At 61.0% G+C, this 24,632-nt stretch carries 19 protein-coding genes; 13 read left to right on the top strand and 6 right to left on the bottom strand.

The features are described from left to right. Nucleotides 1-240: 240 nt before the first annotated feature. The 6 genes from ACYZTM_RS28965 to ACYZTM_RS28940 form a co-directional block, all read right to left on the bottom strand. Nucleotides 241-1,722 (bottom strand): efflux transporter outer membrane subunit, encoded by a 1,482-nt coding sequence (locus tag ACYZTM_RS28965; RefSeq protein WP_461986086.1) that lies wholly within the window; start codon nt 1,720-1,722, stop codon nt 241-243. Then, entirely contained in the window at nt 1,719-4,826 is a 3,108-nt protein-coding gene (locus tag ACYZTM_RS28960) for an efflux RND transporter permease subunit (RefSeq protein WP_461986084.1), read from the bottom strand. Before ACYZTM_RS28960 ends, ACYZTM_RS28965 begins: the two co-directional genes overlap by 4 nt. Then, nucleotides 4,823-7,927, bottom strand: coding sequence for an MdtB/MuxB family multidrug efflux RND transporter permease subunit (locus ACYZTM_RS28955; RefSeq protein ID WP_461986082.1), 3,105 nt, complete (start codon nt 7,925-7,927; stop codon nt 4,823-4,825). The genes ACYZTM_RS28960 and ACYZTM_RS28955 overlap by 4 nt, the downstream gene beginning before the upstream one ends. Then, nucleotides 7,924-9,240, bottom strand: a complete 1,317-nt coding sequence (locus ACYZTM_RS28950; protein ID WP_131061912.1) for an MdtA/MuxA family multidrug efflux RND transporter periplasmic adaptor subunit — start codon at nt 9,238-9,240, stop codon at nt 7,924-7,926. The genes ACYZTM_RS28955 and ACYZTM_RS28950 overlap by 4 nt, the downstream gene beginning before the upstream one ends. Before the next feature lie 443 nt (nt 9,241-9,683). Further along, complete coding sequence (gene tpx / locus ACYZTM_RS28945) at nt 9,684-10,184, bottom strand: thiol peroxidase (protein WP_010459910.1); 501 nt, start codon at nt 10,182-10,184, stop codon at nt 9,684-9,686. 267 nt (nt 10,185-10,451) lie between these two features. Next, nucleotides 10,452-10,592: a hypothetical protein gene (locus ACYZTM_RS28940; protein WP_461986079.1), complete on the bottom strand. Its 141-nt coding sequence runs from the start codon at nt 10,590-10,592 to the stop codon at nt 10,452-10,454. A gap of 90 nt (nt 10,593-10,682) precedes the next feature. Between ACYZTM_RS28940 and ACYZTM_RS28935 the strand changes: the two genes are divergently transcribed. The 13 genes from ACYZTM_RS28935 to ACYZTM_RS28875 all read left to right on the top strand — a co-directional run bounded on the left by ACYZTM_RS28935 (nt 10,683) and on the right by ACYZTM_RS28875 (nt 24,624). After that, nucleotides 10,683-11,108, top strand: a complete 426-nt coding sequence (locus ACYZTM_RS28935) for a YciI family protein (RefSeq protein WP_461973891.1) — start codon at nt 10,683-10,685, stop codon at nt 11,106-11,108. Between the two features lie 322 nt (nt 11,109-11,430). Then, a complete protein-coding gene (locus ACYZTM_RS28930; protein WP_131061914.1) occupies nt 11,431-12,222 on the top strand; it encodes a hypothetical protein in 792 nt (263 codons plus the stop codon). A 10-nt stretch (nt 12,223-12,232) separates the two neighbouring features. Continuing rightward, the gene (locus tag ACYZTM_RS28925) at nt 12,233-13,684 is read left to right on the top strand and encodes a DUF1254 domain-containing protein (protein ID WP_461986077.1); all 1,452 of its coding nucleotides are present in this window, start codon (nt 12,233-12,235) and stop codon (nt 13,682-13,684) included. 26 nt (nt 13,685-13,710) lie between these two features. Further along, nucleotides 13,711-15,114: a DUF1254 domain-containing protein gene (locus ACYZTM_RS28920; RefSeq protein ID WP_461986075.1), complete on the top strand. Its 1,404-nt coding sequence runs from the start codon at nt 13,711-13,713 to the stop codon at nt 15,112-15,114. A gap of 12 nt (nt 15,115-15,126) precedes the next feature. Continuing rightward, nucleotides 15,127-16,080: a SphA family protein gene (locus tag ACYZTM_RS28915; protein ID WP_461986073.1), complete on the top strand. Its 954-nt coding sequence runs from the start codon at nt 15,127-15,129 to the stop codon at nt 16,078-16,080. Between the two features lie 19 nt (nt 16,081-16,099). Continuing rightward, complete coding sequence (locus tag ACYZTM_RS28910; protein WP_461986071.1) at nt 16,100-17,137, top strand: hypothetical protein; 1,038 nt, start codon at nt 16,100-16,102, stop codon at nt 17,135-17,137. Nucleotides 17,138-17,150: 13 nt separating this feature from the next. Beyond that, on the top strand, nt 17,151-18,131 hold the full coding sequence (locus tag ACYZTM_RS28905) for an AAA family ATPase (RefSeq protein ID WP_131061918.1): 981 nt from the start codon (nt 17,151-17,153) through the stop codon (nt 18,129-18,131). Continuing rightward, complete coding sequence (locus ACYZTM_RS28900; RefSeq protein ID WP_131061919.1) at nt 18,128-19,054, top strand: DUF58 domain-containing protein; 927 nt, start codon at nt 18,128-18,130, stop codon at nt 19,052-19,054. Before ACYZTM_RS28905 ends, ACYZTM_RS28900 begins: the two co-directional genes overlap by 4 nt. Next, a complete protein-coding gene (locus ACYZTM_RS28895; protein ID WP_461986068.1) occupies nt 19,051-19,626 on the top strand; it encodes a DUF4381 domain-containing protein in 576 nt (191 codons plus the stop codon). Before ACYZTM_RS28900 ends, ACYZTM_RS28895 begins: the two co-directional genes overlap by 4 nt. After that, nucleotides 19,613-20,605, top strand: coding sequence for a vWA domain-containing protein (locus tag ACYZTM_RS28890; protein WP_461986066.1), 993 nt, complete (start codon nt 19,613-19,615; stop codon nt 20,603-20,605). The genes ACYZTM_RS28895 and ACYZTM_RS28890 overlap by 14 nt, the downstream gene beginning before the upstream one ends. Nucleotide 20,606: 1 nt before the next feature. After that, a complete protein-coding gene (locus ACYZTM_RS28885; protein WP_461986064.1) occupies nt 20,607-22,187 on the top strand; it encodes a vWA domain-containing protein in 1,581 nt (526 codons plus the stop codon). Then, nucleotides 22,184-23,599: a hypothetical protein gene (locus ACYZTM_RS28880; protein WP_461986062.1), complete on the top strand. Its 1,416-nt coding sequence runs from the start codon at nt 22,184-22,186 to the stop codon at nt 23,597-23,599. The genes ACYZTM_RS28885 and ACYZTM_RS28880 overlap by 4 nt, the downstream gene beginning before the upstream one ends. After that, complete coding sequence (locus ACYZTM_RS28875) at nt 23,596-24,624, top strand: HAD family hydrolase (protein WP_461986060.1); 1,029 nt, start codon at nt 23,596-23,598, stop codon at nt 24,622-24,624. The genes ACYZTM_RS28880 and ACYZTM_RS28875 overlap by 4 nt, the downstream gene beginning before the upstream one ends. Nucleotides 24,625-24,632 lie beyond the last annotated feature (8 nt).

The following is a 24,632-nucleotide window of genomic DNA, read 5'->3' as shown; positions in this document are numbered from 1 at the left end:
GGGAGGGCAAATCGGGCGATTGTACTGATTGCACAAAAGAACGCACTGACAAAAGTAATCAAATGGCCATCAAACCGATGAAACGCTTGTTTGACTCCCCAATGGCTTACGCATCCGCTCGTAGCAGCTGTCGAGCCTGCGAGGCTGCGTTCGGCGGCGCAGTCGTCGTAAAACCTGTGCATGAGGTCTTCCTGAAACACCGCACCGCCCGATTTCACGACAGCTGCTACAGGGACCGCGCTATTTGTTTTCGCTTACCTGAAGCGCCCCATCCCAACCACCGCCCAGCGCCGCAATCAGCTGCACACTGGCGATCAGACGGCTCTGCAACAGGCTCAACACGCTGCGTTCGTTATTCAACGCGGTGGCCTGGACCACCACCACACCCAGGTAAGCAATCACCCCGGCCTTGTATTGGTTTTGCGTCAAGCGAAGGGATTCACGCGCGGCATCCAGCGCTTCCTGGCGCACGCCGGCTTCGTCTTCCAGCACCTTGAGCTGCACCAGATAGTTTTCAACCTCGCGGAAACCATCGAGCACGGTCTGGCGGTACTTGGCGACGGTTTCGTCGTAGGCCGCTTCGCTGCGATCGACCTCTGCAGAGCGCTGGCCGCCATCAAACAGCGTCATGGCCAGTTGCGGTCCCACTGACCAGAAGCGGTTCGGCACGCTGATCCAGTTGGCATAGGTGCTGCTGCTGTAACCGCCATTCAGGCTCAGGGTCAGGTCCGGGTAGTAGGCGGCCTTGGCCACGCCGATGTTGGCGTTGGCCGCCATCACCGAACGCTCGGCGGATGCGATGTCCGGGCGGCGCTCGAGCAGTTGCGAAGGCAGGCTCAGCGGCACTTCGGGCAATGCCGGGATGTTCTTGGATTCGGCCAGGCTGAACTCGGCTGGCGGCAGACCGATCAATACGGCGATGGCGTTCTCGAACTGGGCGCGTTGCCAGATCAGGTCGACCATGTCCGCCTGGGTGCTTTTGAGCTGGGTCTGGGCCTGGGCTACCGCATCCTTGCCGGAGACACCGGCGCGGTACTGGTTTTCGGTCATTTTCAGCGAGCGCTGATAGGCCACGACGGTCGCTTCCAGCAAGCGTTTCTGTTCGTCGATCACCCGCAGTTGCAGGTAGTTCTGCACCAGTTCCGATTGCTGGCTGAGGCGCATCGCCGCCAGATCGGCAAAACTGGCCTCGGCGTTGGCGGTGTCGGCTTCAAGCCCTCGGCGCAACTTGCCCCAGATGTCCGCTTCCCAGCTCACCCCGGCCTGAGCGGTGTAGGTGTCACGAATACCGCTGGAGGAACTGCTCAGGCTCGAACTGCTGCTCCCGGTGCCCTGGCTGGAGCGGTTTTTCCCGACAGTTAAATCAACCGTTGGAAAAAACGCGCCCCGGGCGCTGCGCACCAAGGCCTGGGCCTGACGGTACTGGGCTTCGGACTGGGCGACAGTCTGGTTGGAGCTGTTGAGTTTCTCGATCAGGCCATTGAGCAGCTGATCGCCATACAACTCCCACCAGGCGCCACGGGCCAGGGAATCACTCGGGCTGGCCTGACGCCAGCCGGCGGCTTCCTTGTACTGCATCGGCGCGGCGGCCTGCGGGCGCTGGTAATCCGGGCCGACAGCGCAAGCGCTGAGCATCGCCACGCACAGCGCCAGGCTCAGCAAACGCGAGCCCCGGGCCGTCGCCAACGGCGTGGCCAGATTGATAAGCGAACAGTCAGTCATAGCGGAGTTTCCAAAGCAGCATCGGTACGCACTCCACGCCATTTGTTGAAGCGATGGCGCAGTTTATCGAGATAGAGGTAAACCACCGGGGTGGTGTAAAGGGTCAGCACCTGGCTGAAGATCAGCCCGCCGATGATGGTCAGACCCAACGGCTGACGCATTTCCGCACCTTCGGCGCGGCTCAGCAGCAGCGGCAATGCACCGAGGATGGCCGCCAGGGTGGTCATCAGAATCGGTCGCAGACGTTGCAGGCACGCGCTGCGAATCGACTCCAGCGGCTCCAGGCCCTGATGGCGTTCCAGTTGCAGCGCCAGGTCGATCATCAGAATGGCGTTTTTCTTCACCACGCCGATGAGCAGGAACAACCCGAGCAACGAAATCAGGCTGAACTCACCGCCCAGCGCGTAGATTGACAGCAGTGCGCCGACCCCGGCCGACGGTAACGTCGACAAAATAGTCAGCGGATGAATGTAGCTTTCATACAGCACGCCCAACACCAGATACACCGCCACCAGCGCGCCGAGAATCATCCACGGCTGGCTCTTCTGGGTGGCAGCAAAGGCATCGGCGGTGCCGGCCATTTTCGCGATCACGCTTTCCGGCAGACCGACCTTGGCGATTGCGCGCTCGATCGCCGCCGTGCCCTGCTCCACCGTCACCCCGTCGGCCATGTCGAACGACAGGCTTTCGGACGCGAACTGGCCTTCATGGCTGACCCGGTCGTCTTCCAGGCTGTTTTCGTAGTGGGCAATGGTCGACAGCGGAATCCGTGCGCCGTCAGCGGTAATCACCTGCACCTGCTTGAGCGTGATCGGGTCCTGGGCGTATTTCGGATTGACCTCCATCACCACCCGGTACTGGTTGAGGCTGTCGTAAATCGTCGAAATCTGCCGCTGACTGTAGGCGTTGTTCAGCACCGAGGTGACCATGTCCATGTCGACGCCCAGGCGCTTGGCCTGATCGCGATCAACGATCAGGGTCACCTGTTGCGCGCCCCGACCCTCCCGAGCGTCAATCGCGGTCAGTTCCGGCAACGCTTTCAAAGCGGTGACGACTTTCGGGTACCACTCGCGCAAATCACCCAGATCGCCGCTTTGCAGGATGTAGGAATACTGCGAGGTGGTTTGTTCGCGACCGCCACCGAATTGCAGGTCCTGATCCGCCATCAACATCAATTGCGCGCCAGGGACTTTGGGCATTTCCTTGCGCAAGCGTTCGATGACCTTCTGCGCGGAAATGTTGCGTTCCTTGATCGGTTTCAACCGCACCAGCATGAAGGCGTTGTTGGTGCCGTTGGTGCCGCCGATGAAACCGGCAACGCTTTGCACCGCGTCATCCTTGAGCACGGCACGCCGGAAGATTTCCATTTTCGGCTGCATGACGCTGAACGACAGCCCGTCGTCGCCGCGCACGAAACCGATCAATTGGCCAGTGTCTTGCTGCGGCATAAATGTTTTAGGAACAACGATATACAGCGCGACGTTAACGCCAACTGTCACGAACAGACTGAGTAAGGTCAACCGACGATGACGCAGCACCCAGTCGAGGCTGGTCGCGTATTTGCCGACCATCCACTCGTTGGCCCGCTGACTCCAACGCTGCAAACGGTTTTCCTGCCCCGGCGTGTGCGGCTTGAGCCAGCGGGCGCAGAGCATCGGCGTCAGCGTCAGCGACACCACCAGCGACACCACGATGGACGCCGCCAACGTGATGGAAAACTCGCGGAACAGGCTTTCGACAATCCCGCCCATGAACAGGATCGACAGGAACACCGCCACCAGCGAAACGTTCATCGACAACAAGGTGAAGCCGACTTCCTGCGCCCCGAGGTAGGCGGCCTTCATCGGTGATACGCCTTTGTCGATGTGCCGGGAAATGTTCTCCAGCACCACGATGGCGTCGTCCACTACCAGCCCGGTGGCCAGAATCAGCGCCATCAGCGAAAGGTTGTTCAGGGAGAACCCGTAGAGGTACATCACCGCAAACGTGCCGACCAGCGACACCGGCACCGCCAAGGTCGGAATCAGCGACGCGCGGAAGTTACCAAGAAACAGGAACACCACCAGAATCACCAGCGCCACGGCGATCAGCAGGGTCATTTCCGCTTCGTGCAGCGTGGCCTTGATCACCGGCGAACGGTCCATCGCCAGGTTCAGCTTGACGCTGGCCGGCAGCACGGCCTGCAACGCCGGCAGCTGCGCCTTGATTTCGTTGACCGTCTCGATGATGTTGGCGCCGGCCTGGCGGTTGATCACCAGCAGCACCGCCGCGTCATTATTGAAGAAACCGCTGTTGTAGCGGTCCTCGACGCCGTCGCTGACCTTGGCCACATCCCTCAGGCGCAGTGCCGCGCCGTCCGCGTAGTGAATGATCAGCGACTCGTAATCCTTGGCTTTTTCCAGTTGATCGTTGGCTTGTACCTGCCACAGCCGCTGGCCGTCTTCAACCGAGCCTTTCGGCCGGCGCACGTTGGCGTTGGCAATGGTGTTGCGCACATCGTCCAGGGCCACGCCGTACTGGTTGAGCGCCTGCGGTTCGAGCTCGATGCGCACCGCCGGCAAGGAGCTGCCGCCAATCTGCACTTCGCCCACGCCCTGCACCTGGGACAGGCTCTGGGACAGAATCGTCGAGGCCAAATCGTAGAGCTGGCCTTTTTCCAATACGTCGGAAGTCAGCGACAACACCATGATCGGCGCCTGGGACGGATTGACCTTCTTGTAGGTCGGCATGCTGCGCATCCCGCTCGGCAGCAGGTTGCGCGAGGCGTTGATCGCCGCCTGCACTTCCCGGGCGGCGCCGTTGATGTCGCGGTCCAGGTCGAATTGCAAAATCACCCGGGTCGAGCCCTGGCTGGACCGGCTGCTCATGGTGTTGACGCCGGCGATGGCGCCGAAGGAGCGCTCCAGCGGCGTGGCCACGGTCGAGGCCATCACTTCAGGGCTCGCGCCGGGCAGGCTGGCCTGAACCACGATCACCGGGAAGTCCATCTGCGGCAACGGCGCCACTGGCAACAGGCCGAAGCTCACGCCGCCCAGCAGCATGATCGCCAGGCTGAGCAACATGGTCGCGACCGGGCGCTTGATGAAAGGTCCGGACAGGTTCATGGCTGCTCTACCGCTTCCGCGGCTTCAGACTTGCGGCCCCAGCGCCGACCAAGACGATCGAAATACAGATAGATCACAGGTGTGGTGAACAGTGTCAGTACCTGACTCACCAACAAACCGCCGACCATCACCAGGCCCAACGGCTGGCGCAACTCCGCGCCAGAGCCGGTGGCCAGCATCAACGGCACCGCACCAAACAATGCAGCCATGGTGGTCATCAGAATCGGTCGGAAACGCAGCAACGCCGCTTGATAGATCGCTGTTTCCGGGTCCATGCCCTGATTGCGTTCAGCGTCGAGGGCAAAGTCGATCATCATGATCGCGTTCTTTTTCACGATGCCGATCAGCAGAATGATGCCGATGATCGCGATCATCCCCAGGTCATTGCCGCTTAACAGCAACGCCAGCAAGGCGCCGACCGCCGCCGAGGGCAAGGTCGAGAGAATGGTGATCGGATGGATGTAGCTCTCGTAGAGCACACCGAGCACGATGTACATAGTCACCACCGCCGCCAGAATCAGCAGCAAGGTGCTCGACAACGAGGCCTGAAACGCCTCGGCTGCGCCTTGGAACTGAGTCTGCACACCAATCGGCATGCCGATGTCTTTCTGCACCTGATCAATGATTTCCACCGCATGCCCCAGCGCCACGCCGGGTGCCAGGTTGAAGGACATCATCACCGCGGGGAACTGGCCGATGTGAGTGATCGCCAGTTGCGCCTGACGCTCCTCGATGTGCGCCAGGCTGGACAGGCGTACTTGCCCGCCATCGGTGGTCTTGACATGAATCTGGTTCAACGCATCCGGGCCGATCTTCTCGCCGGACTGCGATTGCAGCACCACGCGGTACTGGCTGGCCTGGGTGTAAATGGTGGAAATCTGCCGCTGGCCGAAGGCGTCGTACAGCGCATCGGTGATGTTCGACACCGACACACCGACCCGTGACGCCGCATCGCGGTCGATCACCAGATAGACCTGCAGGCCCTTGTCCTGCAGGTCGCTGGCGACGTCGGTCAATTCCGGCCGCTGCGCCAGCGCTTCCACCAGACGCCCGCTCCAGAGGCTGAGCAACTCGGAATCCGGCGATGACATGCTGAACTGGTATTGCGTGCGGCTGACCCGGTCTTCGATGGTCAGGTCCTGCACCGGCTGCATGAACAGGCGAATGCCGACCAGCTTGTCCAGTTCCGGTTGCAGGCGGGCAATCACCTCAGTGGCGCTCAGGTCACGGTTGCTGTGGGACTTGAGGTTGATCAGCAGGCGGCCGCTGTTAAGCGTCGAGTTGTCACCGTCGATGCCGATGTAAGACGACAGGCTTTGCACCGCAGGATCGGCCAGGATCACCTTGGCCAGTTCCTGCTGACGCTCGCTCATCGCCGCAAAGGAAATCGACTGCGGCGCCTCGGAAATGCCCTGGATAACGCCCGTGTCCTGCACCGGGAAGAAGCCCTTCGGCACTACCATATAAAGGACAACGGTCAGCGCCAAGGTGCCGATAGCCACCAGCAGCGTCAGTGGTTGATGCTTGAGAACCCACTTTAACTTGCGCCCGTAAGCCGCGATCATCCAATCAATTGTGGCGCCGCTGGCGCGGTAGAACCGGCCCTGTTCCTCTTCCTTGGGTTCACGCTTGAGCAACCGTGCGCACATCATCGGCGTCAGGGTCAGCGATACCACCAGGGAAATCAGGATCGCCACCGCCAGGGTGATGGCGAATTCGCGGAACAGGCGCCCCACCACGTCAGCCATGAACAGCAGCGGAATCAGCACCGCGATCAGCGACAGGGTCAGGGAAATCAGGGTGAAACCGATCTGCTTGGCACCCTTGAGCGCAGCATTGAGGGGACTTTCCCCTTCTTCGATAAATCGGGAGATGTTTTCCAGCATCACGATCGCATCGTCCACTACAAAACCGGTGGCGATGGTCAGGGCCATCAAGGTCAGGTTATTGACCGAGAAACCGGCGAGGTACATCACGCCGAAGGTGCCGATCAGCGACAGCGGCACAGCCACCGAGGGAATGATCGTGGCGCTGGCCCGACGCAGGAACAGGAACGTCACCATGACCACCAATGCGATGGCGATCAGCAATTCGTGTTGCACGTCGGTGACGGAGGCGCGGATGGTCTGGGTGCGGTCGGTGAGGACCGTGACGTCGAGGCCGGCCGGCAGGTTGTCGGTGATGCTCGGCAGCAGGGCCTTGATCCGGTCGACTACCTCGATAACGTTGGCGCCGGGCTGACGCTGAATGTTCAGCAGCACCGCCTGGTTTTCATTGGCCCACGCCGCCAGCCGCTCGTTCTCGGCACCGTCGACAATCTCGGCCACGTCCTTGAGGCGCAACGGTGCGCCGTTGGCGTAGGCCAGAATCAGGTTGGCGTAATCCTTGGGCGAGGTCAGTTGATCGTTGGCATCGAGCATCGACACCCGGGTCGGGCCGTCGAAATTGCCCTTGGGCTGGTTGACGTTGGACGCGCCGATCAGGGTGCGCACATCCGACAGGTTCAAGCCATTGGCCGCCAGGGCTTCAGGGTTGACCTTGATCCGCACCGCCTGACGCTGGCCACCAGCGATGCTGACCATGCCGACGCCGCTGATCTGGGCGATTTTCTGCGCCATGCGCGTGTCGACCAGGTCATTGAGCTTGGGCAACAGCATGGTTTTGGAGGTGATGGCCAGGGTCAGCACCGGGGTGTCCGCCGGGTTGACCTTGTTGTACACCGGCGGCGCCGGCAGGTCCTTGGGCAGCAGATTGGTCGCGGCGTTGATCGCGGCCTGCACCTGCTGCTCGGCAACGTCCATATTGATGTCGAGGCTGAAACGCAGGGTCAGCACCGAAGCGCCGCCGGAGCTGGTCGACGCCATCTGGGTCAGGCCGGGCATCTGCCCGAATTGACGCTCCAGCGGCGCGGTCACGGCGCTGGTCATGACATCCGGGCTGGCGCCGGGATACAGCGTCATGACGCGAATGGTCGGGTAATCCACCTGAGGCAATGCTGACACCGGCAGCAGCCGATAGGCGATCACGCCGGCCAGGATAATGGCCAGCATGCTCAGCGTGGTGGCGACCGGGCGAAGGATGAACAGCCGCGAGATGTTCATGCGCCGCCCTTTTTCGCCTTGTCGGTGGTCGCCGGCTCAGTCGAGCTGGCCGCCGATTTACCTTGCAGGTGGCCGGTCGGGGTGGTCGGTACGTCCTTGGTGTCGTTGACCACTTCCACTTCGCTGCCTTCCTTCAGGCGGTCAGTGCCTTCCAGGACAACGCGATCTCCGGGAGCCAGGCCTTCGGTAATCACGGTGTTTTCGCCGTCACTGGCGCCGACTTTCAACTGACGGATCGCGACTTTCTTGTCGCCGTCCAGGGCGTAGACGAAGGTGCCGTTGGTGCCGAACTGAATCGCTGCCGAAGGCGCGAGCACTACGTCTTTCAAGGTGTCGGCCAGCAAGTGGACGTTGACGAACTGGTTGGGGAACAGCGCCTGATCACGGTTCTCGTAGCGCGCCTTGAATTTCAGGGTGCCGGTGGTGACGTCAATCTGGTTGTCCAGGCTCTGCAACACGCCGGTGGCCTGCAACTTGGTGTCGCCACGGTCCCAGGCTTCGGCGGGCAGTTTGGCGCCAGTACGGTAGCGCGCCAGCACGACGTCGAGGCTGTTTTCCGGCAAGGTGAAGGCGACACTGATCGGTTGGGTCTGGGTGATGATCGCCAACGCCGTGGTGTCGTTGGCGGCCACCAGGTTGCCGACGTCCAGTTGTCGCAGGCCCACACGCCCGGCAATCGGGGCGCGGATCTTGGTGAATTCGAGATTGAGCTTAGCGTCGTTGACCGCCGCCTGATTGGTCTTGACCGTGCCCTGGTACTGACCGACCAGTGCTTCGGCGGTGTCCAGGGTTTGCTTGGCGATACTGTCTTCCTTGAACAGACCACGATAACGCTCGACATCGACCTGAGCGTTTTTCAGTTGCGCCTGGTTCTGCAGCAGCGTGCCTTCGGCCTGAAGCAAAGCGTTCTGGTAAGGGCGCGGATCGATTTCAGCCAGCAGTTCGCCAGCCTTGACCATTTGCCCTTCTTCGAAGGAGATCTTCATCAGTTCGCCGCCAACGCGGCTGCGCACATTAATGGTGTTCAGCGCAGTCACCGTGCCCAGCGCCTTGTAGTACAGCGGAAAATCCCCCTTGACCGCCAGCGCCACCCGCACCGGGATCGGTCCGGTCGCCCCGCCGAAGCCCGGACGCATCCCCCCCGGCTTGCCGGTGTGGCCGGCCACGGCTTTGGGCGCAGCACCGTCCTTTTGGGCAGTGCCGGCGGGCCAGAATTTCCAGCACAGGCCAGCGATGACCAACAAGACAAGCAGGCCGGGGAGCCAGCGACGAGGATTACGGGAAACGGAGGATTGCATGGAATGATCAACCATTGGGCGCGTGGGCTTCTTCTACAGGAGGCTGAACGATAAGCACTGGCGGGTATTAAGCAAAGCGGCTTTACCGGCAATTTACCTTCGGCTTACGTAACAGGAGGTTTATCTAAGACACTGAAGCACAAATGAAAACGGCCTGGACAGAGGGGGCGTTCTCAGTTAATTACCCCGCCGCGCCGGGTCTGCTGTTGTGCAGGGCAAGGCGCGAGAAGCGTGGTTTGGTCATTCCAAATAAGCTTCGAGCAACGCAGCCCTGCACAACAGCAGGCCCGGCCCTTCGGGTTGTGCCTTAAAGCGGGCCAGCCTGCGTTGCAGGCCTTGGAAAGGGAACAACCATTCCCTGCGGCCTACGCCTTGCCTGGCCCGCTTTAAGGCGACAACGCGGAGGGGAAATTAACTGAGAACGCCCCCTCAGGCCGTTAACAATTGTAATGCTTTACTTATTTCAGAACGGCAAGTGCCGCTTCGTAGTTCGGTTCTTCAGCGATTTCCTTGACCAGTTCGCTGTGCAGAACGTTGTCGTTTTCGTCCAGCACAACGACGGCACGGGCAGTCAGGCCTTTGAGTGGACCGTCAGCGATGGCAACACCGTAGTTCTCGATGAACTCGGCACCGCGCAGGGTCGACAGGTTTTGCACGTTTTCCAGGCCTTCGGCGCCGCAGAAGCGCGCTTGAGCGAACGGCAGGTCAGCGGAGATGCACAGCACCACGGTGTTGGCGATGTCGTTGGCCTGGGCGTTGAACTTGCGCACCGAAGTGGCACAGGTCGGGGTGTCGACGCTTGGGAAGATGTTCAGCACTTTGCGCTTGCCGGCGAAGTTCGCCAGGGTCACGTCGGACAGATTGCCGGCAACCAGGGAAAAGGCTGGCGCCTTGGAACCGGCTTGAGGCAGTTGGCCGTTGACTTGAACCGGGGAGCCTTTAAGAGTGACTTGAGCCATGAACGGAGTCCTTCTGACGTTATTGTGGAGAATTTTGAAGAGGCCGAAGTTAACCACGAAATGGTCCGACGACCTATGCCCGGATACAAATTGTGATGTCTCGTCGCACACATTGGATACAAACCAAATCCGGTGTAGGAGCGAGGCTTGCCCGCGAAGAACGGTAACGCGGTCAGCTTGTTGCAACGAGGCGCTCCCTTCGCAGGCAAGCCTCGCTCCTACGGGTCGGGTTCAGGCCAGCAATCGCAGCATATTGCGGTGCCGCGCCTAGATGCTCCGGGGCATATAGGCATTCACCAGCAGCGCCTCTGTTAATGCACCACCGATCACCGAATTCGTCACACAGTCGAAATACAGCGTACCGCCCTCTCCCGCCTCCACCCGGTCTTCATGACGAAAGGCAGCCATCGCGACTACATTTCACCCATCGCCTGTCGATTCAGGCCACGGTTGTTCGACTACACAGTGAATCACCCACCCTCCAGCGGAGACAAGACCATGCGATTCATGATCATTGTAAAAGCCAGCCAGGAATCCGAGGCCGGCGTGATGCCCAGCGAAGAACTGATGGCTGCGATGGGCAATTACAACGAGGAACTGACCAAGGCCGGCATCCTCATCGACTGCGACGGCCTGCACCCCAGCAGCAAGGGCGCCCGGGTGCGTTTCTCGGGTGAAAAGCGCACAGTCATCGACGGCCCGTTCGCCGAAACCAAGGAGCTGATCGCCGGTTTTTGGCTGTGGGAAGTGAAGTCGAAAGAGGAAGCGATCGAGTGGGTCAAACGCTGCCCCAATCCGATGCCGGGCAACGACGCGGAGATCGAGATCCGCCCGATATACAGCGCGGAAGATTTCGCGGCGCTGTTGACTCCGGAACTGCGCGAGCAGGAAGAGCGGGTGCGCGAGCAGATGAAAAAGCGCTGAATATTTCAGGTACGTAACCGTCCAGAGCCACCGCATTATCGTTCTTCGCGGGCAAGCCTCGCTCCTACATAAGCGAAGCTTGCCAGCAGTGGTTTCTTACATCCATCACCCAAACCCCTGATTCGCATTAACTTTTTAGTACACAAAAAAAACACCGAAAACTTGTACAAAAGTCCAAAGATCCCCCCTTCCGACTGGCGAACCCGGCGTTAGCTGCTAACTTCAACAGACGTGTCCTACAGGCTTGATAGGAAAGGGCTTACGCAGTAACGGCCGCCAAGTGCCGAGTCGTCCATACGAGCCACGAAGGAACGGGGGAGTCATGTCGATAAGAACAGGAACATGCGCCGTGTTGTTGGCGGCATGGTTTGCGCCTGTCGTTTGTGCCCTGGCGGACAACGCCGATACGGCCAACAAAAGTAACAACCCGCTGAACCTGGCACCCGGTGCCAACCTTCAGGACTACTACACGCCCAAGCTTTACGACAGCGGTGCCCACACCAACGATCTCTTGATGCGCGGCACGCTGCCGATTGCACCCGGAGACTTCATCGGTGTGCCGCAATTGCTGCGCGCCACCGTGCCGATCAGCACGCGCCCCGACCCGCATGGCGGCTACAGCACCGGCGAAGGTGATCTGAACGTCTTCGATATCTTCTTGCTCAAGACCGAGGGTGTGCAGTTGGGCATCGGCCCGCAAATCACTGCACCCACCGCCGATCAGCACGAACTGGGCACCGGCAAATGGCAGGCCGGCCTGGCCGCCATAGCGATTGATGCATCGCCGCGCGGTTTGCTCGGCGCACTGGTGCAGTATCAAAGCTCCTTCGCCGGCGACCATGACCGTGCCCACGTTGAAACCGCGACGCTGCAACCTTTCATCATTCATAACCTGGACAAGGGCTGGTACCTGCGCTCGACCGGTACCTGGACCTTCGACCTGAAGAACGACACCCATTACATCCCACTCGGTTTGGGTGGCGGCAAGGTCTGGAAATCCGGGTCCAATATCCTCAATGCCTTTATCGAACCGCAGTGGACCGTGGAGCGCAAAGGCGATGGCCTGCCTCAGTTCACACTGTTCGCCGGGATCAACGTCACGTTCGGTAAATGAGGACTTTTCTATGCACGGTGCAATTCGCGCAACCGGTTTCAGCCTGATGACCATGTTCGTCAGTTGCGGCGTTGGCGCACAGGACGTTGAGACGCGGATCGGCAAGGTTGCGATGGAGGGCGAGCTGCCAGCCCATGACTCGATCCCCAAGCTCTATGCCGAACTGGATTTCCAACAGGCGACCCAGAGTTATCTGTGGGCATTGCCGTTGGTGTCCTACGCCCAGTGGCAGGAAGAGTTTCGTGGCAAGCTCGGCGCCCACAACGGCGACCTGATGGTACTCAACAGTTACGAAGACAAGCTGGGCGTGATCACTGCCAATGCGACCACACCGTACATCCTCGGCTTCGTCGACCTGAATGAAACCGGTCCGCTGGTGATCGAACTGCCGCCCGGCCCCACTGCGGGCGGCGTGGGTGATTTCTGGCAGCGCGCGATTATCGACATGGGCCAGACCGGTCCCGACAAAGGCAAGGGTGGCAAATACCTGGTCCTGCCACCCGGCGCCGAGTCTCCGGCTGATGCGGGTAAGTATTACCTGGCCAAATCGGAAACCATGAACGTGCTGGTGGGTTTTCGTGTGCTGGATCCGGACCCGGCCCAAGGCAAGGCGTTGGTCGAGCAGTTCAAGATGTACCCGTACGTCAATCGCACCACGCCTGCCAAAACCAGACTGCTCTCCCCCGGCGGCAAAGCCTGGTCCGGCACCCAGCCGCGTGGCCTGGCCTACTGGGAGCGTTTGCACCAGATCATCCAGAAAGAGCCGGTCAACGAACGTGATCGTTTCTACATGGCCATGCTCGCCAGCCTCGGTATCGAGAAGGACAAGCCCTTCAACCCCAACGACAACCAGCGCAAGGCTCTGGAGCAAGGCGCACAAGTCGGCGAACTGATCGCCAAGGCTAACACCTTCGCCAAGCGTTTTCCGGACGCCCAGTACTGGAAAGACCGTCAGTGGGACACGGTACTCAACATCGCCGAGCCGTCCCAGCGCGTCGCTTACTACGACCAGTTATGGGAGCGCAGTGCCTGGTTCTACGAGGCGGTCACCAACACCAAAGGCATGGTGTCCAGAACCCCGGGCCTGGGCCAGACCTACCTCGGCGCCTACACCGACGCCAAGGGCAACTGGCTCGACGGCGGCAAACACTATCGCCTGCACGTCGGCGCCAATCCGCCGGCCAAGCAGTTCTGGTCGATGACCGTGTACGACATCGACAGCCGCTGCCTGATCGACAACCCGCAGCGCAAGGCCGATCTGTCGTCCCGTCAGGACCTGAAGAAAAACGCCGACGGCTCGGTGGACTTGTACTTCGGCCCGACCGCGACCACAGGCTGGGAGAGCAATTGGGTACAAACCGTGCCGGGCAAACACTGGTTCAGCTATTTCCGCTTGTACGCGCCCACCGAAGCCTATTTCGACAAAAGCTGGAAACTCGACGACATCACGGCCGTGGAATGACGCCCAGGATTCAATAAGGAAGTTTTATGAATAACCGTCTGTTGCTCACCGCTCTCTCGCTCGCCCTGAGTACCAGCGCCTGGGCCGACTTCACCGCCACACCCGAGGAAGCTCGAGGCATCGCCAAGGAGGCGTACCTGTATGGTTTCCCGGTGGTGGAAATGTACAAAACCCTCTACACCCAGGCCGTCGACAAAAAGAGTGCAAACTTCAAGGCACCGTTCAACCGGATCGGCAACACCGCGAAGGCTTTCACCGCCAAGGACACCGCATTCGTCACACCGAACGCGGACACGCCCTACTCGTTCGTCTGGATGGACCTGCGCGCCGAACCGGTGGTGCTGACCTTGCCGCCCATCGATGAGCACCGTTACTACTCCGTGCAATTGATTGACGCCTTTACGCAGAATTTTGCGTACCTGGGCACCCGCAGTACGGGCAACAACGGCGGGCATTTCATGGTCGCAGGCCCTAACTGGCAGGGTCAGCAACCGGTGGACATCGACCGACTGCTGCGCAGCGAAACCAACATCGCCTACGCCCTGTATCGCACGCAGCTGTTTGATGAAAAGGATCTGGGCAAGGTCAAGGAAATCCAGAAAGGCTACAAGGTCGAGACGCTGAGCCACTACGTCAAACAGAAGGCCCCGCCAAAGGCGCCGAAGATCGCCTGGCCGAAACCCACGCCGACCATGAGCGATACCCCTGACCTGTTCCGCTACCTGAACTTCATGCTGGCGTTCGCCCCAGCGCAGGACGCGGAAAAGGACCTGCTTGCGCGCTTGAAGAAAATCGGCATCGAGGCTGGCAAGCCTTTCAAACTCCATGAGTTCACTGCCGAACAGCGCCAGGCACTTGAAGACGGCATCAGCGATGCCAAGGCCGAATTCGCACGGTTCAAAAAAGACCAGGTCGATACCCACCAGGTCTCCAGCGGCGACCTCTTCGGCACGCGCGATCACCTCAAGGGCAATTACCTGTACCGCTACGCCGGCGCCAACATGGGAATTTTCGGCAACTCGGCCGAAGAGGCGAATTACATCGGTTATTTCGTCGACAAGGACGGCCAGCCGGTCGACGCCTCGAAACACGATTACACCCTGCATTTCGACAAAGGCGCCCTGCCCCCCGCCGATGCGTTCTGGTCGCTGACGATGTATGACGGCAAAAACAAGCTGCTGGTGGCTAACCCGCTGAATCGCTACCTGATCAACTCGCGGATGTTGCCCGACCTCAAGCTCGACGCCGACGGTGGACTGACCCTTTACGTGCAGGACAAGGCACCGGCCAAGGACTTGCAAAGCAACTGGCTGCCAGCACCGAACGGCCCGTTCTATGGGATCTTGCGCCTCTACCTGCCGAAACCGGAAGTCACCAGCGGCCAGTGGAAAATGCCGCTGCTGACTCCCGTCAACTCACAAAAACAGTAAGCGGAGTCAGTCATGGTCAGGCCATTTGTAGCGCGTCCCTTACTGGCCCTGTGCGTGATCGGCGCAAGCCCCTTGGGTTTCGCGGCCGAGGGCGGTGTCGGGCGCCCGATCACCGGGCAACAGGTGTTTTCCAATGCCGGGATCGTGCCGCCGGAACCGGGCTGGGTCATGTCCTTTACCAGCATCTGGTATGACGGCGATCTCAAGGGCAGCAAGGGTGTGCCGATTGTCGGTGAGATCGGTGCCGACCTGGACATGAAAGTCTCCTACACCATGGCCAACTTCACCCATGTCTGGGACACCGGCAAGGGACGCTGGAACTATGCCTCGGCCATCGGCGTGCCGGTGCAATACACCGACATCAACATTTCGATTACCGGTCCGCGTGGGCGGACGCTGGGCACCGGAGATACCGGTACGCAGTTTGCCGACATGCTGATCACGCCGATCGCCGCCGGCTACCACTTCGACGAGGTCAACCACCTCTCGTTTTCCCTGCCGATCTACGTGCCGACCGGCGCCTACAACGACGATCGCCTGGCCAACCCCGGCCAGAACACGTACACCTTCATGCCCACCGTGGCGTTCACCCATCTTGATGGCAAAGGTGGCGAGTTCACCCTGTCGAGTGGCCTGGAGTTCTACACCGAGAACGACGCCACGGATTATCGCAACGGCAACATTTTCACCCTCGATGCGATGTGGACCCACGGTTTCGGCAATGGCTGGAGCGCGGGCCTGGTCGGCGGTTATGTCCAGCAGGTCACCGACGACAAAGGCCAGACCGCGGACTCGCTGAATGGCTTTCGCAGTCGCTCTGTCGGTGCCGGTCCGGTGATTGGCTGGGCCGGCAAGTTCAACGATGCCCAGGCCAGCGTCAGCGCGCGTTGGGTACCGGAGTTCGACACCAAGAACCGCCCGGAAGGCAACGGTGTGGCCGTTAACCTGACGTTGGCGTTTTTCTGAGGAGTGACCAGGGATGGCGATGGGTTCCAGACTGACTTTATGCAGCGTGTTGTTCAGCGGTTTCGCCTGCGCCAGCGGTGACTTGCCCGCCCTCGGCACGACACCCTCGCATGCGGCAGCCAAAGGTGACCCCGAGACTTGCCATCGGCTGCAACAGGACTTCGACATCGACTTGAAAAAGGTCGTGGCGGCCGGTTGCGATCCGTCCACGGAACAGATTGCCAAGCTGATGGATAACCCAGTGGGCAATCTGGTGCTGCTGTTCAACCAGTTTGACTACACCGCGCTCAAAGGTCCGAACAGCAACGGCACGCGCATGCTGGGCAAATACAGCTTCATGCCGACCTTCCCGATTTCCCTCGGCGAGGACTGGAACCTGATCAACCGCCTGCCCATCAGCTACGTCAGCGCGCCGGTCAATCACCGGGCCGGCAACCTGATCGGTATGGGCCCCAACGACATTTTGAGCGAGCGCAGCGATTTCGCTTCGGTGGTGCAGGACCCGTTCGACCGCACCAGTGGTTTTGGCGACCTGGCCTACGTCGGCGTGTTCTCGCCCAAACAACCGATCCGCTTCGCCGGTGGCGGCAAGATGGTCTGGGGGTTCGGGCCAACCGCGATGTTTCCCACCGCCGAAGAAGACGTCCTGGGCACCGGCAAGTACTCGCTCGGTCCCGCGTTTGTCGCGGCGTATCTGGGCGAAGACTGGACCCTGGGCCTGTTCCCGCAGCATTGGTGGTCGGTCGGTGGCGACAGTCAGCGCAAGGATGTCAGCCTGACCAACATCCAGTACTTCATCCAGCGCAACATTCCCGGCCCCGAACAATGGCGCGTCGGCATGACGCCTAACGTCACGGTCAACTGGAAGGCCGAAGGCGGCAACAAGGTGACCTTCCCCATCGGTATCGGCGCCGGGCGGATTTTCAACTTCGGCAAGCTGCCGGTACGGATCTCCGGGGAGATTCAGTACTCGGCGATCCACCCGGACGACCTGATCAGCAGCCGCTGGAATTTCCGCTTGTCGTTCATCCCCGTCATTCCGACTTTCATGTTTTGAGCCAGGGATTCTCATGACCGCACTCAATGACCTCAACGCCCTGCAAGCCAGCATCGCCGAAGCGGTGCTCGGCCAGGACCAAGTAATCCGGCAGATTATCCTCGGCTTGCTGGCCAACGGGCATTTGTTGCTCGAAAGCCTGCCGGGGCTGGCCAAGACCCGCACGGTCAAGGCGCTGGCCAAACACCTGGACGCGAAGATGAGCCGTATCCAGTTCACCCCCGACCTGTTGCCGTCGGACATCACCGGCGCCGAGGTCTTGCACCAGATCGATGGCAAGAACGAGATCCAGTTCCAGCCCGGCCCGCTGTTCGGCAACCTGATTCTGGCGGATGAAATCAACCGCGCGCCGGCCAAGGTGCAGGCGGCGTTGCTGGAGGCGATGGAAGAACGCCAGATCACCGTGGCCGGCAACAGCCACGTGCTGCCGGAGCTGTTCATTGTGGTGGCGACGCAAAACCCGATCGAACAGGAAGGCACGTATCCGTTGCCCGAAGCGCAGATGGACCGCTTTCTGATGAAGGTTTTGCTCGATTACCCCAGTGCCGAAAACGAGAGCCAGGTGCTGCGGCTGTTGCGCGAAGAAGAATTTGCGTTGGGCGCCAAGACCGCGGCGGTGCAGGGTTTTGCGCTGTCTCAAGACGTGATCTTCGCGGCGCGTCGAGAAGTCAGCGCCATTCACGTGTCCCCGGCCATCGACCGTTACCTGATCGACCTGATCAACGCCACCCGCCATCCCGCTGACTACGACGCCGACCTGGGCCGCTGGATCGCCATCGGCGCCAGTCCCCGGGGCGGGATCGGCCTGGACCGTTGCGCCCGAGCCGATGCCTGGTTGCAGGGGCAGGATTTCGTGTCGCCCGATAACGTCCGCACGGTGGTGCACCCCGTGCTGCGTCATCGTTTGCAGCTGAGCTATGACGCGGTGGCAGACGGTGTGACGGCTGATCAGGTGCTTGATCGCCTGCTCGACAAAGTGGCGATTCCCGCATGAATGCGGACGGTCTGGTCTATGTCTCTCTGGCGCAGTTGATGGCCCTGGAGTTCAAGGCCCGTGACCTGAGTTTTGTGGCGCGTCAGCCGCAGGGCAGCATTCTGGCCGGCAATCATGCGTCGCGCCTGCGCGGCCGGGGTTTGAACTTTGATGAACTGCGTCGCTATCAGCCGGGGGACGATCTGCGTCATCTGGACTGGCGCGCCTCGCTGCGCACCGGCAAACCGGTGGTGCGCACGTTTACCGAAGAGCGCGACCGCCCGGCCTTGATTCTGGTGGACCAGCGCATGTCGATGTTCTTCGGCTCGCAACGCAGCTTCAAATCGGCCATCGCGGCGGAGCTTGGCGCACTGGCGGCGTGGATGGTGTTCAACGCCGGGGATCGGGTCGGTGGCCTGGTGTTCAACGATCAACGCATCGACAGCATCGCCCCGCTGCGCAGCCGTAAACGCATCGAAGCCTTGTGCAGCCGGATTGCCGAGCAGAATCAGCAACTCAACGCCGCCAACCCGGACGCCGAAGGCGAAGACCAGCTCGACAAGGTGTTGCAGCATTGCCTGGCAGTGGCCGGGCACGATCATCTGATTTGTATCATCAGCGACTTTGCCGGTGCCGGTGAGCGCACGTTGAAGTTGATGCGCCAATTGGCCGCGCACAACGACGTGGTCGCCATGCAGGTGTACGACCCATTGGCGCTGAACCTGCCAAAGAACGGGCGTTTGCTGATTACCCAGGGCCAGTTGCAGGTGGAACTGGCCGTCGAACAACGCAGCGTTCATCAGCCGTTGGGTGATTTTCTCAGCGGTCGGCTCAAGGATGTCGCCACCCTGCTGCGCCGCAGCCAGGTGCCGCTGATGATGTTCAGCACCGCAACCGATGCCCAGGAACAATTGCGCACCGAACTCGGCAGAGGTCGGCGATGAACCCGAATATCCCAAGTATCGAACAGTTGAAAGAGATCGGTTTGCCGGCGCCGGTCAGTTATGCGCCGCAGACGTGGGGATGGTGGGTGTTGCTCGGGGTGTTGGTGATTGCCGTGTTGCTGGTCGGTGCGCGGCGGTATTGGCAATGGCGGCGGGATCGGTATCGGCGGGAGGCGTTGGTGCGTCTTGCTCAATTGCGAGCCAGCAACGATCAACTGCAAGCACTGCGCGAACTCCCGGAATTGCTAAAACGCGTGGCCCTGTCGATTCCCGTCCCTGTAGGAGCGAGGCTTGCCCGCGAACCAGACACCGCGGTCCCACAGAGAGACCGCGTTATCGTTCTTCGCGGGCAAGCCTCGCTCCTACAGAGGGTGGGGGCGCTTGGGGGTGAGGATTGGCAGGCGTTTCTGGCGCAGCACAGTTCGCAGCCGTTGCCCGCCGATTTCAGTCAGCAACTGGCGCAACTGGCCTATGCGCCCGATGCGGCATTGCTGGCCTTGCCCGGCGATAAACGCCAGCAACTGTTCGATACCTGCAAACACTGGTTCGAGCATCATCATGTGGCAGCTTGATTACCCCTGGCTGCTGATCCTTTTGCCGCTGCCGTGGTTGGGCTACCGCTACCTGCCCGATTACCGCGAAGCCCGCAGCGCCGTGCGTGTGCCGTTTTTCGGCGCCATGAGCCGCGCGGTCGGTCAGGCGCCAAGCCAGGCCGGGACCCGCAGCAATCGCTGGCAGCTGGCCCTCAATCTGCTGGTGTGGGCGCTAATGCTGCTGGCCGCCGCGCGCCCGGTGTTCGTCGAAAAACCGATCGAACGCCAGCAACCGGTGCGCGACCTGATGCTGGCCATCGACATTTCCCAATCGATGGAAACCACCGATTTCACCGACGCCAATGGCCAGAAGATCAATCGTCTGGCGGCGGTCAAGGAAGTGGTGCATGGCTTTATCGACAAACGCAAAGAAGATCGCCTGGGCCTGATCGTGTTTGGCAGCGGCGCGTATCCCCAGGCGCCGCTGACGCTGGATCACGCCAGCCTGTCGCTGTTGCTCGACGACACCGGCATCGGCATGGCCGGCCCCAACACGGCGATTGGCGATGCCATTGGCCTGAGCCTGAAGCTGCTCGATCAGGCCCACGAACAAGAAAAAGTGCTGGTCCTGCTCACCGATGGCAATGACACCAGCAGCGCGATCACCCCGGATCACGCGGCGACCATGGCCGCCGCCAAAGGCGTGGTGATTCACACCATCGGCATCGGCGACCCGACCGCGGAGGGCGAAGCCAAGGTCAACCTGCAGGGCTTGCAGCAGATCGCCGACGCCACCGGCGGCCAGTTCTTCCGCGCTGAAGACCGTACTGCGCTGGATCAGGTCTACAGCACGCTCGACAAGCTCACCCCGCATCAGGTGAAAACCCTCAGCCATCAGCCGAAAAAGGACCTGTTCTGGTGGCCGGTTGGGGCCGCCATCGGTGTGCTTGCGCTCTACCATTTGGGCGCCCTGCTCCGTCCGCACCTGACACTCGCGCGTCAGCGGCAGGAGGCTTGAGATGGAGATCAATCTCAGTGACTTCCATTTCCTGCGTCCACTGTGGCTGTTGCTGGTGCCCTTCGCCGCGTTGCTGCCGATGCTTTGGCGGCGCAGCCGCGACCTGCAACGACGCTTGCGCAGCAACATCGCCGAACACCTGTTGCCGCATTTGCTGATCACGCCGCAGGATCAACAGCGCTTTCGGCCGGTGCATCTGGTGTGCGCGGTGTTGATTCTGGGCGCCCTCGCGGCGGCCGGCCCGACCTGGGAACAGGACCGCCCGGACTTCCTGGAAAACCGTGCGCCGCTGATCATCGCCATCGACCTCTCGCCTTCAATGGACGCCAGAGACGTTCCACCGAGCCGGCTGGAAGCGGCCAAACACAAGCTGCACGACCTGATCCAGCGCAGTGCCGGTGCCCGCAGCGGCTTGATCGCCTACGCCGGCAGCGCGCATCTGGTGTTGCCGCCGACCGACGACCCGGCCCTGCTCGACACCTTCATCCAGGCATTGAGCACCGACCTGATCGCCAAACAGGGGAAAAACGTGGGTGCGGTCATCGAACAAGCCAAACGCCTGCTGGTCGCCGAGAAAACTCCAGGGACGCTGTTGTTGATCACTGACGGTGCCGACACTTCACAACTCACCGGATTGGACAAGCAACTCGACGACAGCGCGCTGCAAGTGCTGATACTGGCCGTCGGCAGCGAGGACGGCGGGATCATCCGCGACGCCAATGGCCAGCCGCGCACCGACAACAACGGTCGCCCCGCGCTCGGCAGCTTCGACCAGGGCGCGCTCAAGCAGCTTGCTTCAGCAGTGGATGCGCCGTTGGGCAGCCTGACCCTCAATGACGACGATCTGCAATGGGTCGAGTTGCACGCCCAGCAGCATTTCCAGAGTACCAGCGATGAACAGCGCGAATTGCACTGGAAAGACGCCGGTTACTGGCTGTGCTGGCCGTTGCTGCTGCTCGCCTTCCTTGGCGTGCGCAAGGGCTGGAGCCTGAACTGGATGGCCGGGTTATTGCTGGCGCTGGGCATCGGCTTTCAACCGGCACCGGCCGAGGCCAACGCGTTGACCGAAGCGTTTTTTACCCCCGACCAGCAAGGTCGCTGGGCCTTCGAACACGAGCACTTCCCACAGGCCGCCGCGCATTTTGTCGACCCGTACTGGAAGGGCATCGCCGCCTACAACGCGGCCGATTTCGACGTGGCGCTGGCCAGTTTTGCGCGACTGGAAACGCCGCAGGCGTACTTCTATCTGGGCAATATTTACGTGCGCCGCTTCAAGTTTGATCAGGCCATTGCGGCGTATCAGCAAGCGTTGAAGTTGCAGCCGCAGTTCCCGGAAGCCACGGCCAATCTGGCGTTGGCGATTGCCTTGCAGAAGGACACTGAAAGCGCCGAACAGAACACGCCCGAGGTCAAACCGGACGAAATAAAAATGGACAAGGCGCCGGGCAAGGGGCAGAGCAAAGCGGTCGAGACCGAGCAGGCGGCTTCGGATGAGCAGTGGTTGCAGAATCTCAGCACTTCGCCGGCGAAGTTCTTGAAGCAGAAATTCAGTTTGCAGGATCAGGTGGGGAACAGACCATGAACCGAGTTGTGGCCATCGCCAGCAGGCTGGCTCCCACACTGAATCTGCGCACACCGCAAATCCCCTGTAGGAGTGAGCCTGCTCGCGATGACGTTCGGTCATTCACCACAACTCTCACAGCCTTACTCCTCTGCCTGATCACCACGGCCACTCTCGCCGCAGAACCCGAACTGCGAGTCCAGACCCGCCTGCAACCCGACACCTCTGTCATGGTCGGCGGCATGCTCGAACTGCAACTCGATGTTCTCACCGACAGCTGGTTCACCGACGCCCCCGCCCTGCCCGACCTGAAGTTGCCGGGTGCGCTGGTCTTGCCACCGGACGGGCATGCCGAGCACATCAACCAGACGCTGGATGGCAAGTCCTTCAACGGCATGCGTTACAGCTACCGGATCACGCCGAATCTGGCTCAGGGCTTCGACATCCCCGCGCTGACCGTTCGCGCCACGCCTGGCCAGGCCAGCACCCCCCTGAGCGCCCAAAGCCAGCCACTGCACTTCACCGTGGCACAGCCGCCGGGATTCCAACCCGGTGAACCGGTGCTCGTCGCGCAAGGTCTGCGCTTCACGCAAAAAGTCGTCAACTCGGCAACGCCTCTGAAGGTCGGCGACAGCATCACCCGGCAACTGACCATGCAGGCCGACGATGCCATGGCCATGTCGCTGCCGGCACCGTCAATGGGCGATGTGAACGGTCTGAGCCGTTACCCCAAGAGCCCGCAAATCAGCAACCTGGACGACGGCCGTGGCAACTTCAGCGGCGGCCAACGCATCGACACCGTGACTTACCGCATCGACACCGAAGGTCGTTACAACCTGCCGGCCATCGAGCTGAAATGGTGGGACGCCAGCAGCCGACAAACCCGCACGGCCCACGTCCCGGCCGTGAGCTTCGACGCCGCGGCCAACAGCGCTTACAAACCAGTGTTCTCGATTGCGGAAGACCTGAAAAACCTTGGCCAGCAAAGTCGCGTGCATCTTTCCCGGCACTGGCTCTTGCTGTCTACGCTGCTGTTGGTCGTGGTGCTGTTCGGCTGGTTCGGCCGTCCGTTTGTTCAGCGTGTCTTCCTTGCCGGACAAGCCCGACGCCGCGCACGGCACGCCGCCTGGCTGCAATCCGCTGACTATGCCTGGCGGCAGATCCCGGCGCAGATTAATGGCAAACCGGCACAACTGAGCGCCCTTTACCTCTGGGCCAGACGCAGCCGCCGGGGCCTGAAACTGAGCAACCTCGGCCCGCGCCTGCAGGACCTTTTGCGCGCCTGTTACAGCCAGCAACCCACCGAAGATCAAGCACTGCGCCAATTGAAGAAATCCTTGTCTACGCTGCATGGTCAGGCCGAACACAAACCGTCCCTTACGGTTCACGCCTTACGCCCACTCAACCCCGTACACGAGAAGGACTTCCCATGACGAACCCGATATCGATCCGCCAACGCCACGGGCTGAAGCTCTTGTTTGCGCTGGCCTTGAGCATGCCGCTGCTGGCCCTGGCAGCCGAACCCTTGCCATCGTGGAACGACGGACCATCGAAGAAAACCATCATCGAGTTCGTCCAGGCAGTCACCGATCAGTCCAGCAAGGACTTCGTCAAACCCGAGGACCGCATCGCCGTCTTCGACAATGACGGCACCTTGTGGAGCGAACAGCCGATGTACTTCGAGTTGCTGTTTGCGCTGGATGAGGTCAAGCGCACTGCACCGCAACATCCGGAATGGAAAACCACCCAGCCCTTCAAAGCCGTGCTGGAAAACGATCACCAGGCCCTGGCCGCCACGGGCATGGAAGGCATTATGAAAATCTTCGGGGCTACCCACACCGGCATGACCACCGAAGCTTTCGACGACTACGCCAAAACCTGGCTGAGTCAGGCCAGACATCCCAAAACCGGCAAGCCGTACACCGAGATGATCTTCCAGCCGATGCTGGAAATGCTCGACTACCTGCGCAGTCAGGACTTCAAGACCTACATCGTATCCGGAGGCGACACCGGGTTCATGCGCGCCTTTGCCGAGAAGGTTTACGGCATCGCGCCCGAACAAGTGATCGGCACCACTTTTGTCACCGCGTTCGAGCTCAAGGACGGCAAAGCCTCGATCGTGCGCACGCCAAAACTCGCCCACAACGACGACGGCCCGGGCAAACCGGAAAGCATCGACGCGGTGATCGGGCGCCGGCCGATCCTGGCGTTCGGCAACTCCGATGGCGATCTGCAGATGCTGCAGTGGACCGCCGCAGGTTCGGGCAAACGATTCATGGGGTTGGTGCATCACACCGACGCCAAACGCGAATGGGCCTATGACCGTCAATCGCAGATCGGACGCCTGGACAAGGCCCTGGACGAAGCAAAAACCCGTGGTTGGACTATCGTGGACATGGCGTCCGAGTGGCGCCGGGTCTATCCGTTCGAGGCCGCCACTCCCGAGCAAGTGCAATAAAAAAGCGT

Source organism: Pseudomonas sp. MDT2-39-1, assembly GCF_054898085.1.
This window is presented reverse-complemented; position numbering and strand designations above follow the sequence as displayed.